Origin of the sequence: Nocardia sp. CC213A (assembly GCF_030766805.1) — a bacterium.
Lineage (GTDB): Bacteria > Actinomycetota > Actinomycetes > Mycobacteriales > Mycobacteriaceae > Nocardia > Nocardia otitidiscaviarum.
In genome coordinates, this window is record NZ_JASFXA010000002.1 from 166,002 (window position 1) to 180,095 (window position 14,094).

Consider the following 14,094-nt stretch of genomic DNA (forward strand, 5'->3'; position numbering starts at 1 on the left):
AGGGGGTGTGCGTCTGTACGGCGACCGGATCGGCCGAGCCCGCTGCGGCATGCGAGAACGCTGGAGCAACGGCGGCCACCGGACCGGCGGGCGGCCCCCGGATCGGCTGGAAACAACGGCGGCCACCGGATGTGCCGGACCGGGGCAACCGGAACTGCCGGACCGGCGGCGACTGGACCTACCGGATCAGCGCGGACCCGCGCACGGCCCATCGTCGCTCTCTCCTGCCCGCCGTGGGCACCGGCTGGATCGCCGACGAGCGCCCGCACTGCACGAAGATCCGCTTCGCCGAGGAGGGATTCCACGCTCCCCTCGGTCTCGTCGACGGCGCGGCGCGCGACTACGACCCGATCGTCCAAGGTGAGGCGGGCGCCGACGCGCTGTACGCCCCGTGCGTACATCGCATCCGATGGCGGGCCGAATCCCAGTCCGCACGGTGTGGGCGACGGTGGCCGGGGCGTCGATCCGCTTCCAGTGACGCGCCGGTCAGACGGATCGTGGTGGGCCGATGTCGGGTGCGGTGACGCCGCCGGGTCTGCGCGGACTGCCGACTACTCCGGGTCCGGCGGGGCCAGGAGGTCCGGCAGGTCCGCTGGGTCCGGCAGCCCCGCGAGATTCGCGAGGCTCAGTGGGTTCGGCGGATTCGCGAGGCTCGGTAGGTTCGGCAGAATCGCCTGGCTCGGCATGTCCGTCGGGTGCTGCATGTTCATCGGGTCCACCAGGCCCGGCAGTTTCCCGAGGTATGGCCGGTCCGGCGGTGTCGGCTTCGTCCTTCGGTGCCGCGGTCGCCCCGTGACCGGCGGTGACAGGCCGCGTGGAGACGGCTACACCCGGTGTCGGCTCGCTCCTCCGGATATCGGGTACGGCCTCGACGGGTGTGAATGTCGGTGCCGGGCGGGTGGTTTCGGCCGCGGAGACCCGGGCTGGGGTTTCGGTGGCGGGCCGGGTTCTCGACCAGGGCGTCGCGAGGGGAGTGTGTTCGGCGGGCGGTGCCATGGGTCGGGTCGGGTCGGCGAGGTCCGGCTCCGGTGGGGCCGTGCCAGATCCGGCCGGTTTCGCCTTGCGTGTCCACGGCGTTGCCCCCGTGGAACGCGGTGGACTCGCTCCGGCGGATGGCGCGAGGTTCCCGATGCCACTACCGCCCCGCTGGCCATCTCCGGATGCCGACACCGACGCCGATGCTGTCGCTGGTGCCGGCGAGGCGGTGAATGCGGTTGTGTCGGAAAGAGAACCGACAGTCCGAGAGGCAGCCGGATCGGATGTCGCGGTGGCGGGGGGCGTATCGGCGGCACGGATGTCGGGCTGCCCGTCCGACCGTGGTTCGGCTCCGGGACGCTGGCCGGCGGGCTCGGACGATTCGGACATTGCTCGGGCCGGTGCCGGAGTATCCCCGGCCGACTGGTCCGGCAGGCGTCCGGCATTGCCGCCGTTGTTCGCCGCGGCTGGTTGTTCCGGAGCGCCGCTGCCGTTCTGGTCCGGTGTACCTGGGGCCTGTCGCGCGGCATCGGTCGACTGTTCGCGTCGGCCCGTGTCGTCCGGGGCGGACGCCGTCGGATGCTGTGCCCGGGACTCGGATGCCGCGGCGGATTCCGACGGCGTTGTGCCGGACAGTTCTTCGGGGCCGATGGTCAGCGGCCGCGCCGTCGGTGCTGCCACGGTGGCCGGGGAGGCGGCCGTGGGCGGGCTACCGGAATACCGTGCATCACCCTGATTCGAATCCGGTGCGCCCGCGCCCGCTCCGGGGTCGGCTGACGCCGAGGTGCGGGGGATTCCGGCAGGCTCGTCCATTCCGATGTCCGGCGTGGTGAAGTCCAGATCGGCGACATTGTTCGCGAAATCCTGTGCGTGCCGGGTGATGTCGGCCGCGTGGTCGTCGAGCACCTTCGCGTATCGCAGCACCTCGTCGGGATCGATACGGAGCGTCTGTGCCGGTCCGGCCTCCGACGGGACCCCGAGGGCACGACGCGCGGACTCGTAGGCGAACCCGTTGACCACCCGGGCGACGGTTTCCTCGAGCGGTTCGACCGCGCGGCCGATCACCTCGGCGAGAAGGTAGCTCAGCAGGGTCTGTTCCATGGCGACGAGCAGCCGACGGGCCGCGGCGGCGATGGCCGGACCCATGGTGGCGGACAGTCCGGAGGTGGCCACCGCCGCCGACATGGCCGTGGCATACGCGACCGCGAGTGCCGCGAGTTCGGTCAGGACCGCGATCTTGACCGAAACGATCACCACCGCTGCGGCATCCAGCGCGGTGGCGACGACGGTGCAGGCCTGATCGAGGTCGGCCATATTCGTCGCGCTCATGCGCGCCCAGGTGGTGACGAGCTGTTCGTAGGAATAGCCGGAATACACCGACCCCATTTCGTTGATCGTGCCGGTCGCCGCGGTGTGCGTGTTCCGCACCTTTTCGGCGAAGGTGCGTACCTGGTCGGCGAGTTCCCGCACGTGGTCTTCGTTGATATCCGGATACGGATATCCCAAGAAGTTCAGGAAGAGCGCGACTTCGCTCGGAATCTGAATCGCCACGGGTGCAGCCTCATACGGCCCGGTTACAGCACCCGTACGACGACGGAGTTGCGGTCCATATCGGACCAGCGGACGCGCGCCCCGGCATACGGGGCCTCGATCACCTTGCCGCCGCCCGCCGCGAGCTGCACGTGCTCGGGTCCGCGAGCGCTGAAGGAGTTCCCGGGGAACACCAGATCACCCGGCTGGGCATCACCGGGGTGTATGCGGATGCCGCTGTAGATCTGCTCGTAGGTGGTGCGGGGCAACACCACCTCGCCACCGGAAGCCTGCGCCACCGCGTACTGGGTCAACCCCGAGCAGTCGAAGCCGCCGCCGCTCGGACCGCTGGCGTCGCCACCACCCCAGACATACGGCGTGCCGAGCCAGCCACTGGCCGCGGATACCGCGTCACTCCCCGGTGTTCCGTCCGACTGCCGGCGCGGACCGCGTGCTGGTGCGGGATGGGAGCCGAGGGCCGCGGCTACCGGGCGGATCCGTCGACGCCGTCGCACCCGCCGTACCCGGCGGTCCGGAGGCACGGTGCGCGGGCGTGACGGCGCGACCGCCGGCGGCATGATCTGCGCGGCCAGGCGGCGGGCGGTGTCCATATCGGCGGCGACCTGTCTGGCCGCCTGTGTGATGGTCCGCTGCGCGGTGTCGAGCAGCGCGGGGCCGCTGAACCGAGCGTCACCCACCGAGACGAGAGCCTGCACCCGGGTCCGGAATTCGGTGAGCTGGTGCGCGAGTTGCTGCCTGCCGACCACGGAACCCTCACCGGATCGCGCCACGGATGTGTGCACGGTGCCGTCGCGGCGGGACTGGTTGTCGGCGGTAACCGTATGCGCGCCGAGGGCTTCGGTGTATCCGGCCAAACCGGACGCGCTCTGCGCGCGCATACCTGCGGCGATATCCCGCATCATGACCGTCGAATGACCGACCGCCGGCCGTCCTTCTCCATACAGGGCGGCAAGCATACGCATTGTCTCGTCTACATCAGCAGTCAATTCCGACACCATTCGATCGCTTCACCGCCCGCCCGCCTCTCGGATCGCCCCCGGTTCATTGTCGGCCCTTCCCACGGTAGGGGATAACCGACAATGGGGCGGACGGGGCAGAGAGGTGGTGGCGCGGCATGGCGACTGAGCTGACCGACGAGCAGGTAGCGGATCTTGAGGAACGGCTGTTCGCGCTGTTGGCCGAGGAGACCGACAAAAAAGAGGACAAGAACTTCTGGACCGTCGAGCTCGTCCGGCCACCCGGCGCGTCGACCGGTCTGCTGGCATACATCGCGTTGGCCGAGGCCGCCATTCAGGGCTGCGTGAACCTGCTCGGCATCGGCACGACCAGTCCGCCGCCGAAGGTCGAAGACCTGATCCGCCCGGTGGTCTACGAGAATCTCGGCAAGGGTGAGTCCACCGAGGCGTATAAGGACACCCTGACCAAGGTCGAGGCCCGCCAGGGCGCGTTGCTGCGGGCGGACCGCAATGTCGTCGAGATCGCGAAATACGTTTCCAGCGAAGAAGATCAGACACTACGCGCCATCAAGGACATCGTCGGCGACCTCAATGGCAAACTCGAGGCCGTCGGCAAGGCCGAGCTGAAGCCCGCCCAGGAGATGGAACTGTTGCGCCATCTGGCGGAGGCCGTCGCCGCCGTGCAGAACAAGCTGACCGCTGTCGCGGAGCTGAACAAGGATATGGCCGGTTCCGAGGATGACGGTGACGGCAAACCCGCCGGCGGTGGTGCGGCCGGTGCCGGTGGCGGGGGCGGTGACGGCGGCGGAATCGCCTCGATGCTCCCGATGCTGGCCATGCTTCCCATGATGGCCATGCCGCTGCTGAACATGGTCCCCGATCTACTGGAGAACCTCAACGGCGAGCCGGAGGACGGTGAGGGCGGCGCCCAAGCGCCGGAAAGCGCACCCGCGCCGAGTGATTCGCCCACCCCGACCGATCCGCGCAATGCCGAGGCGGAGCAGCCGAACCCGGACGGGACCGAGGCCGAGGGTGAACCGGAGTCGCCACAACCCGATTCGTCGGCGACGGGCGAAGCGGTCGGGCAACCGGCGGCCGACCCGCTCGGGCCGCTCGGACCTGTGGTCGGCGCACTGGGCCGAGGTGTCCGCTCCGCGCTGCAACCGGCGGCGAGACCGGCAGCGGACGCCGAGGACGGGGCGGACGACGCTCCGCCGGCCGACGATGTGTCCGACGACGGCCTCACCGAGATCTAGGCGTAGCGGGTCCGCACGCCATCGCCGCACGTCCGGACCTGTTCCCACCGGTGGGAATGAGTCCGGTGAGACGTTCGGCGGGGTGACTTATGGTGCGGGGGAACGAGATCGGCGGAAGGGACGGGGCGAGTGTCGGGTCCGGAGGACGCGTTCTACACCGGTGTGCAGGCTTTGGGTCTGATCGCCGGCGGTATGCGCAATGAGGAGCACGCGGCGGCCGCATTCAGGGCGGCGACAGATCTGGACCCGGACATGTGCGATGCCTGGCTGGGGCGCGCGATGGCGGGTGAGGTCACCCCCGAGGTGATCTACGGTGCCTATCGGTCGGTACACAATCTGTACCGGGACCAGCAGCGGGCCGGCCTGGTCGATCGGGCCCTGTGGTGCCAGGTCGAGATCGGTATGTACGGGCTGCGGGTGGCCATGGCCGACCGGGACCAGATCGCCATCGCGCAGGCCGCCGCCTACGCCGAGGCGGGGGAGTGGCGGGAGGCCGCCGCGATCCTGGACGAGGTACCGGGTGACGAGGTCGCCGAATTCGTCCGAATGTCACTGTACTTCCGCACGGAACGCTGGACCGATGTGCTCGAGATGCGGACCCGGCGGCCGGTGCTCGACGACGGCCTGCTCGATATCGCCGCCGAATTGATGGCCGCCCAGGCCATGGCGCACCTGGGCCGGTTCGGCGAGGCGCTGCCGCGCGCGCGGCGGCTGGTGGAGGACAGCTCGTCGGGCAACCAGTCGTATATCTGGGCGGACGCGCACTTCCTGTACGGAATGCTGTTGCGGCATACCGGCGAGCACGAGGCCGGCGACAAGGTGCTGAAGGGGTTGCAGGGCTCCGGACTCTGGTCCGCGCGCCCGGAGTGGCAGCGCGCGGTCGAGGACAAGTCCTATCGGCTGCCGCAGACCACACCGGCCGTGATCGCTTCCCGCACCGACGAATGGGATCCGAAGTCCGGTGACGATCCGGTCGAGGTCGCGGCCGCGGCGGCCCGGGAGGAGCGGGCGTCGCTGCTGGCCGAGGCATCGGAGCTGTTGCGGGCGCAGATCGGGATGGAATCGGTCAAAGAGCAGGTCGACCGACTGAAATCCGGTGTGCAGATGGACCAGGTCCGGGCCAAGCGCGGCCTGGCCGTCGACTCCAAATCCCAGCACCTGATCTTCTCCGGCCCGCCCGGCACCGGCAAGACCACCATCGCGCGGGTGGTGGCCAAGATCTTCGCCGGTCTCGGGGTGGTGGAGAAGGCCGATGTGGTGGAGGTGTCCCGCAACGATATGGTCGGCACCCATCTCGGCCACACCGCGCCCAAGACCAATGCGCTGATCGACTCGGCGCTGGGCGGGGTGCTGTTCATCGACGAGGCGTACACGCTGATCCAGGAGGGACTGTCGGGCGGCGACGCGTTCGGCAAGGAAGCCGTCGACACGCTGCTCGCCAGGATGGAGAACGACCGCGACAAGCTGGTGGTGATCATCGCCGGCTACGAGGACGAGATCGACCGGTTCCTGGCCTCGAACGAGGGCTTGTCCTCACGATTCACCAAGCGGATCCGCTTCCCCAGCTACGACCCGGACGAACTGGTGCAGATCGCGGATCACATCGCCAAGAAGAAGGATTCGCTGATCTCCGAGGACGCCCGGGAGATTCTGCGGGAACGGTGCGCGGAGATGTCCCGCCGCGACGCCGGGGGTCGGCGGATGATCGACCTGGCCGGCAACGGCCGCTTCGTGCGCAATGTGGTCGAAGCCGCCGAGGCCGAGCGGGACTACCGTTTCACCCGCGACAATGTGGACATCTCGGCGATGACCGACCAAGAGTTGATGACCGTCGACGCCTTCGACATCACGGCGGCCCTGGCGGGTTTGACACCCACCGCGCAGAGGTAGCACACCGTGGCCCGCTTCCGGGTGGTGTCCAAACACCAGGTGTCCGGATGGCGCTTTCTGCTCCGCCGGATCGAGCACGCGCTGGTGCGCCGCGACGCCTCGATGCTCGACGATCCTCAGCGCGGCCGGTCGACCGCCCTGATGATCGGCCTCGCGCTGGCCTGTGTCGGCGTCGCCGGAGCCGCCGTGCTGGCGTTCTTCTCGCCCGCGAAGAAGGTGGGCGACTCGCCGATCGTGGCCGACAAGGACTCCGGGGCGCTGTACGTGAACATGGGCGGCCGGATGTATCCGGCGCTCAATCTGACCTCGGCGCGGCTGATCACCGGGCAGGCGGCCGATCCGGTGCGAGTCGACGCGGGCGAACTGGCGAAGTACCCGCGCGGGCCGTGGGTCGGCATTCCCGGCGCACCGGGCCGCATGGTGGGCAGTTCGGATCGCGACTCGTACTGGGCGGTGTGCGACCGCGCGCGGGGCGGGGCCGCCGCTCCGGTGGACCCGGACACCGGCGTGCCGACGGCGACGACGGCGCCGGTGCACACCACCGCGATCGGCGGCCCGCTCACGGTGGACGGCGACGGCGCGCGGGAACTGGAGGCGGACGAGGCGCGGCTGATGCGCAACGGGCGCACGATCTGGCTGGTGTACCGTGACGGTGCGAACGGCGCGGTGCGCGCCATGATCGACCTCGCCGACTCCGCGGTGACCCTGGCCCTCGGGCTCGACGCCACCGCACCCGTCATGCCCGCCTCCGACGGACTGATCGAAGCGATACCCGAGGTTCCGGCTCTCCGGGTGCCCGAGATTCCCGATTTCGGCGCCAGCATGACCTTTTCGACCGGCCTGACGGTGCCGGTCGGGTCGGTGCTGACGGTCTCGCAGCCGGACCGGGGCGCGGAGTACTACCTGGTCTCGTCGTCGGGCGCGGTCCGGGTGAGCCCGGTGCTCGCGGCGATGGTCCGCAATTTCGATGTGCGCGGCGCCATTTCGTCGCAGACGGTGAGCCCGAGCGTGATCGCCGCGAACCTACGGCCCGGGGACTGGCCGGGGACCGAGCACTACCCCCGCCGTCCCGTCCACCTGGTGGACACCTCGACGCACGCGGTGACCTGTTTGTCCTGGGAGCGTCTCGACACGGAACCGAGTGCCATGATCGATCTTCTGGTGGGCCGGCAGTTGCCGCTCGCCCCCGATGAACAGCGGCTGCCGGTCGGGCTGGTGACCGCGGCCGGTTCGGCGGGCACCACCGCCGATGCCGCCTACCTGCCGCGCACCAGCGGGCGATTCATTCAGGTGACCGGTGATGATCCCGGATCCGGGCTGCGGGAGTCACTGTGGTGGGTCTCCGACAGCGGAGTCCGCTACGGCATCGCCGTCGAACCCGGCCGGGAGCCGTCGGCGGACCCGACACTGCGGTCGCTGAACCTCGGTTCGCCGGTGCCCGCACCGTGGTCGATCGTATCCCTGTTCGCGGTGGGGCCGACGCTGTCCCAGGTGGATGCTCGGATCCAGCACGACGGCATTCCATCCAACGCCACCGGTGTCGGCTTCGGCGGGGACGGACGATGACTACGACACGACGGTTCGTACGACCGGCGCGAATGGTGACGGGGCCGAAGGCTCCGGCGGTGGCCGAGCTGAAACTACAGCCGCCGACCGAACTGCCCCGGCCGGTGCCGCCGTCCAAACTGAAGATGATCCTGCCCGTCGTCATGGTGGCCGCGATGGTCGGCATGATGGTGATGATGTTCCGCGGCGGGCGGGCCATGTCACCGATGATGCTGTTCTTCCCCATGATGATGATGGTGTCGATGGTCGGCATGATGAGCGGCGGGCTGGGCGGGGGCGGTAACAAGGGCTCCGCCGCCGAGGTGAACGAGGACCGCAAGGACTATCTGCGCAGTATCACCGACCATCGCAAGACCGTGCACGACGCCGAAGCCGAACTGCACCGCTTCCTGCGGTATTCACACCCGGGGCCGGACGAGATCGGCAAGCTCGTCGGCGGCAAGCGGATGTGGGAGATCCAGGCGCCGCACCCGCAGTTCCTGCGCGTGCGAATCGGTTTGGGGCGCATCGCCAATCAGGTCCGGGTGATCGTGCCGGAGGCGGCGCCCACCTCCGACCTCGATCCGGTGGGCGTCGTCGAGATCACCCGCTTCGCGAAGGCGTACTCCACCGTCGGCGGGATGCCGGTGGCGATGAACCTGCTGTCCACGCCCCAGGTGATCTTCGAGGGTGACCAGGACGCGGTCGCCGCGCTGGTGCGGGCGATGCTTGCCGAGATCGTCGTCCTGCACGGACCGGACCAGGTGGCGGTGGCCGCCGCGTTGCAGGATCCGGACGCGCCGGAGTGGGGTTGGCTGAAATGGTTGCCGCACAGTCAACATCGCGACGCCACCGACGGCATCGGCTCCGGCCGGATGGTCTACCGCACCGTCGGTGAGATCAGGACCAAGGTGCTGGCCCAGTTCAACCGTGGCCCGTTCTCCACCACCGCCGAACCCGCCGTGGACAAGAAGCATCTCGTGCTGATCGTCGATGTCGGCGGCTCGGCGAACGAACGCGATATCTCCGGTATCGACGGCTGCACCTGGATCCGGCTCGGTGCGACGGAACAACCGCTGCCGCGCTCGCTGCGATTCACCGTCGACGCCGACCGGACCATCCGGGAGGTGACCTCGCGGTCCACCCGGCAGGTCGCCATCGCCGACCGGATATCGGTGTCCGCCATGACCGCGTTGGCCCGCAGCGTTTCCCCGTACCGGCTGTCGTCGGTGGTGGAGGCCGTGGCCGCCGAGCAGGCCAGCGGTGGCACATCGTGGCAGGAGATGGTCGGCATCGCCGATCCCGGGGCGATCCGCATCGACCGGCAGTGGCCGCCGCGGCGGGACAGCGACCGCGCCCGGTTGAACATCCCGTTCGGCCACGATCCGGCGGGTGCGACGGTGTTCCTCGATATCAAGGAATCCGCCGAGGAGGGTATGGGCCCGCACGGAATGTGCATCGGCGCAACCGGATCCGGCAAATCCGAGTTCCTCCGCACCCTGGTGCTGTCGGCTGTCGCCACCCATTCGCCGGACGCCCTCAATCTGCTGCTGGTCGACTTCAAGGGTGGCGCGACCTTCCTGGGCTTCGACCGCCTCTCCCACGTGACGGCCGTGGTCACCAATATGGAGGAAGAATCCGACCTGGTCACTCGTATGGAGGACGTGATCAACGGCGAAATGGCGCGCCGGCAGCGGATTCTGCGCGACGCGGGCAATTTCGCCAATGTGGCCGACTACGAGAAGGCCCGGGAACAGGGCGCCGACCTGGCGCCACTGCCCACCCTGTTCATCATTCTCGACGAGTTCGCCGAATTGCTGGAGCAGTACCCGGATTTCGCCAAACTGTTCGTGGCGATCGGGCGGTTGGGCCGCTCGCTGCGCATCCACCTGCTGCTGTCCTCGCAGAAGGTGCCCTCCAATCGGATGGGTGAACTGGAGGCGCACCTGTCGTACCGAGTTGCGTTGCGCACCAACCAGACCAGCGACTCGCGCGATGCGATCGGCACCGCGGACGCCTACCACCTACCGAAGAAACCCGGTTCCGGGTACCTGCGCGTCGGTGCCGGTGAGCTGCAGCGATTCCAGGCCGCGTACGTCGGCGAGTCGTGGACCGCGCCGACCCCGGCCTCGGCCGGTTCGGCGGCCTCGAATCGGGCCCGCCGACCGGGCGGCGGCTATCGGCCGCCGCAGCTGTTCACGGCGGCCGCGGTCGCCGACATCCGGCCACCGGCGCCCGAACCGGAGCAGCCGACGACGCCGGAGCCGGAGCCCGAGGGCGAAGCGGTCACCGTGATGGAGACGGTGCTGCAACAGCTGGCCGGGCACGGCCGGCCCGCGCACAAGATGTGGCTGCCGCCACTGAATGTCGCGCCCACGCTGGATCGGCTGGTCCCCGCCGTCGAGCCGGGCGGACTGCGCATCCCGCTGGCGATCGTGGACAAGCCGCGCCAGCAGCGCCAAGACGTGTGGTCGATGGATCTGTCCGGTGCCGGTGGGCACGCGGCCATCGTCGGCGGCCCGCAGTCGGGCAAGTCCACCGCGTTGCAGACCCTCATCCTGTCCGCGGCCCTCACCCACACCCCCGAACAGGTGCAGTTCTACTGCCTGGACTTCTCCGGTGGTCTGGCGGCACTGCGGAACCTCCCGCACGTGGGTTCGGTGGCGCTGCCCCGGGACGCGGACCGGATCCGGCGCACCATCGCGCTGGTGAACAATCTGCTGGCGAGTCGGCAGGCGTTGTTCGCCGAGCTCGGCATCGACAGCATGCGGGAGTTCCGGCGACGACTGGCTTCGCCCACGGAGTCGGCCGAGCTGACCGGCCGCGATCAGCACGGTGATGTCTTCCTGGTAGTCGACGGCTGGGATATCGGATTCACCGTCACCGGTCCGTACTACGACGAGTACATGCCGACGCTGGAAGCCCTCGCCCTCCAAGGTCTGAACTACGGCATTCATTTGGTGATCAGCAGTTCACGCTGGGCCGCGATCCGGCCCGCCATGAAGGACATGCTGCAGACCCGGGTGGAAATGCGGCTCGGCGATCTCACCGATACCGCCTTCAACTCACACCGCGCCCTGGTTGCCGCGATTCCGCCGAATCGGCCGGGGCGCTGCATCTCCACCGACGCCCTGCACATGCTGACGGCCCTACCGCGCATCGACGGGGTGGGGGAGTCGGAATCGGCCGCCGAGGGGCTGGCTGCTGCGATCGACCACCTGTCCGGTGTCTATGCCGGTCGGAAGGCACCTGCGGTCAAGCTGCTGCCGTCCCGGATCAGCTGGGCGGAGATCCATCCCGGCCCATCGCCACAGACGCTGGCGCAGCGGTTGGTGGTACCGTTCGGGCTTCGCGAATCCGATCTGAGTGTGGCCGCTGTCGACTTCGGCGTGTCCACACACATGATCGTGCTCGGTTCCTCTGGCAGCGGGAAGTCCACTGTGATAGCGGCATTCCTGGAATCGATCAGGCGCCAGTTCACTCCGGACCAGGCGCGGGTCCTGCTGGTCGACTACCGCCGCGCGCACATGGACGCGATACCCGCGGAGCAATCGATCGGGTATCTGACCTCCGAACGCGATCTGGCCGAAGGGCTGCCCGCGTTCGCCGCCAAGATGCGCAGCCGCCGGGCACCGGATGGCGTGACCTCGCAGCAACTGCGGGATCGGTCCTGGTGGAGTGGACCCGAGATCTTCCTGGTCATCGACGACTATCACATGGTGGCCCAGCGCGGAGCGATGAATCCGCTCGACCCGATCAAGGACATTATCGTCGACGGGCGTGATACCGGTCTGCACGTCATCGCGGCTCGCAATATCGCCCAGGCCGACATGGCGCTCTACGACAACATTCTCGGTCAGGTGAAGAACCTCAATTCCTCCGGCCTCATCATGGACGGCTCGAAACTCGACGGCGTGCTGATCGGTGACGTGAAGCCGATGAAGCAGCCGACCGGGCGCGGCATATTCGTGGAACCGCTGCACGCCCGCAAGGATCTGGTGCAGGCCGCATGGGAACCGGAACGGCAGTGACAGCAGGCGATTCGGCACCGGTGTCATCGAGTATCCCCATCAGTGGGGATGCCTTAGTGTTCTGATTGTCCCCCCGGTTGGGGTGGTATCCGTTTGGTATAGGAGTTCATGCGATGGCTCTGCATGTTGTCCCGGAACATCTTCCAATCACCACTGCCGAATTGTCCCTGGCGGAAACAACCCTCGGCGGGGTACTTTCGGCTGCCGCAGGAGTCGCTGTGCCGGTACCGGCCGCGATGGACCCGGTCAGCATGCTGGCCTCCGCGGCGTTCGCCCAATATGCCGCACCCTTCTTCGAGACGACCGTGGCAGGGATGCGGGAACTGCACGCCGGCGCCCAGGAACTGGTGCCCGTGGCTGTCAGTTATCGGACCACCGACACGGCGGGCGGTGCGGCGGTCGCGCCGCATGGTGCCGGATTCGTTCGCTGAGTTCCCTGGAGCGTGCCGTGTTTCCGCTGCTCTTGTTTCCGCTGGGTCTCGATTTCGCGGCATTGCCGCCGGAAGTGAACTCGGCGCGGCTCTCGACCGGCCCGGGGCCGGGGCCCATGACCGCCACGGCGGCCGGGTACAGCGGTATCGCGGCGGCGCTCTCGGGCACGGCCGCATCGTCCGACGGCTCGATGAACGCGATGTCGGCATCGTGGCAGGGTCCGTCGGCAACGTCGGCCACGAGCGCGTTCCGCGCGCACGCGAACTGGCTGCGGCAGCAGGCGCAGGTCGCCGAGGCGGCCTCCGCGCACGCCACCGGGGTGGGGGAGGCGTACACCGCCGCCCTGTCGTCCATGCCGCCGTTGCCGCTGATCCTGGCCAATCGGGCTGCCAGTGCGGCATTGACCGCGGTGGCGAGTACCGGCGGCCCGCTCGCGACGGCTACCGCACCTTTGCTCGCGGCCAATGAAGCCATGTACATGGCCATGTGGGTGGCGGCGGCGGCCTCGATGTACGGGTACGCGGGACAGACGATGGCGCATCTGGCCGCGCTGCCGCCGCCACTGCCCGCGCCACCGATCGTCGCCGGCGGTGGTCCCGCACCCACCCTTCCCGGCGGCTCCTCGAATTACGTTGCGCCGCAAACAGGCGGTTCGCCTCCTGTTACAAGTTCGACAGCCGTGACCGGTTCGGGCGGTGCTGGTGGTTCGGGCGGTGGCGGCGGTGGTTCCGGCGGCGGTGGTTCCAGCGGCGGTGGTTCCAGCGGCGGTGGTTCCGGCGGTGGCGGTGACGCGGGTGGTTCGATGCCGGATCCCACGCAGCCCATCGGTGACCCAGGCCAGCCTGGCTCGGAGATCCAGAACGGTATCTCGGATGTGGAGCGGGCGATCTCATCGATGTCCGACCCCGGCCTGGCGGAATTTCCCGGCGATCCGCTGGCGCATATGGGATTTCCCGGCACCTCGATGGAGTCGACCACACTGGCTGGGCTCAACGGTGGCGCGGGCAGCATGGTGGCGATGGGACTCGTACGAGGTGGCCTCGGCGCCATGTCAGGGGCATCGACCGGGTTCCGCATGCCCCCGAGCTGGCCCGCCGGGGTCGGTACCGCGTTCGGGGCCGCGCCCGCGACCACCTCGAGCGCGCCGGTCGCCCGCGGAGCTCCGCGTCGCGGGGTCAGCGCCCCCACGGCGCGGATGCGGCGCCGAAGAGAGGACGAGAAGCAGCGGAAGCCGAAAGTTTTCATTCCCGGCGCACCCGTTGACGTGCCGGTGCTCGAGCGGCCGTTGAACATCGGTGTCATCGAGACATCCAGCAGCGACTTCGATGCCGACCGGGAACCTGACCGCGAAGTGAATTTTTCGATCGGTGTCATCGGCGCCGTCGACGACGAAAGGGATGGTGTAGTGCCATCCGCTTCGAAGCACCCCCGGTGAGTAACACCGAGGTCAATATAGTG

8 protein-coding genes and 1 pseudogene are annotated in these 14,094 nt (G+C 68.8%); 7 read left to right on the forward strand and 2 right to left on the reverse strand.

Annotated elements, in window-relative coordinates:
- Positions 1–221: 221 nt before the first annotated feature.
- Positions 222–377, forward strand: a pseudogene (locus QJS31_RS04250) (short-chain dehydrogenase); the annotation flags it as partial.
- Positions 378–486: 109 nt separating this feature from the next.
- Here the strand turns inward: QJS31_RS04250 and QJS31_RS04255 are convergent.
- Positions 487–2,526 carry a hypothetical protein gene (locus QJS31_RS04255; RefSeq protein WP_282783905.1) on the reverse strand — a complete coding sequence of 680 codons (2,040 nt, stop codon included), beginning with the start codon at positions 2,524–2,526 and terminating at the stop codon, positions 487–489.
- A 23-nt stretch (positions 2,527–2,549) separates the two neighbouring features.
- Entirely contained in the window at positions 2,550–3,404 is an 855-nt protein-coding gene (locus QJS31_RS04260) for a C40 family peptidase (RefSeq protein WP_372341496.1), read from the reverse strand.
- A gap of 236 nt (positions 3,405–3,640) precedes the next feature.
- Here QJS31_RS04260 and QJS31_RS04265 point away from each other — a divergent pair, with 236 nt between their 5' ends.
- The 6 genes from QJS31_RS04265 to QJS31_RS04290 all read left to right on the forward strand — a co-directional run bounded on the left by QJS31_RS04265 (position 3,641) and on the right by QJS31_RS04290 (position 14,071).
- Complete coding sequence (locus tag QJS31_RS04265; protein ID WP_282783908.1) at positions 3,641–4,738, forward strand: hypothetical protein; 1,098 nt, start codon at positions 3,641–3,643, stop codon at positions 4,736–4,738.
- Positions 4,739–4,867: 129 nt separating this feature from the next.
- Positions 4,868–6,628 carry a type VII secretion AAA-ATPase EccA gene (gene eccA, locus QJS31_RS04270; protein ID WP_039818534.1) on the forward strand — a complete coding sequence of 587 codons (1,761 nt, stop codon included), beginning with the start codon at positions 4,868–4,870 and terminating at the stop codon, positions 6,626–6,628.
- 6 nt (positions 6,629–6,634) lie between these two features.
- Positions 6,635–8,194, forward strand: a complete 1,560-nt coding sequence (gene eccB, locus QJS31_RS04275; RefSeq protein WP_306355958.1) for a type VII secretion protein EccB — start codon at positions 6,635–6,637, stop codon at positions 8,192–8,194.
- A gap of 32 nt (positions 8,195–8,226) precedes the next feature.
- Positions 8,227–12,204 (forward strand): type VII secretion protein EccCa, encoded by a 3,978-nt coding sequence (eccCa, locus tag QJS31_RS04280; RefSeq protein ID WP_306355959.1) that lies wholly within the window; start codon positions 8,227–8,229, stop codon positions 12,202–12,204.
- 113 nt (positions 12,205–12,317) lie between these two features.
- Positions 12,318–12,635, forward strand: coding sequence for a PE domain-containing protein (locus tag QJS31_RS04285; RefSeq protein WP_282784800.1), 318 nt, complete (start codon positions 12,318–12,320; stop codon positions 12,633–12,635).
- 17 nt (positions 12,636–12,652) lie between these two features.
- Positions 12,653–14,071 carry a PPE family protein gene (locus QJS31_RS04290; protein WP_306355960.1) on the forward strand — a complete coding sequence of 473 codons (1,419 nt, stop codon included), beginning with the start codon at positions 12,653–12,655 and terminating at the stop codon, positions 14,069–14,071.
- The last annotated feature ends 23 nt before the right edge of the window (positions 14,072–14,094 follow it).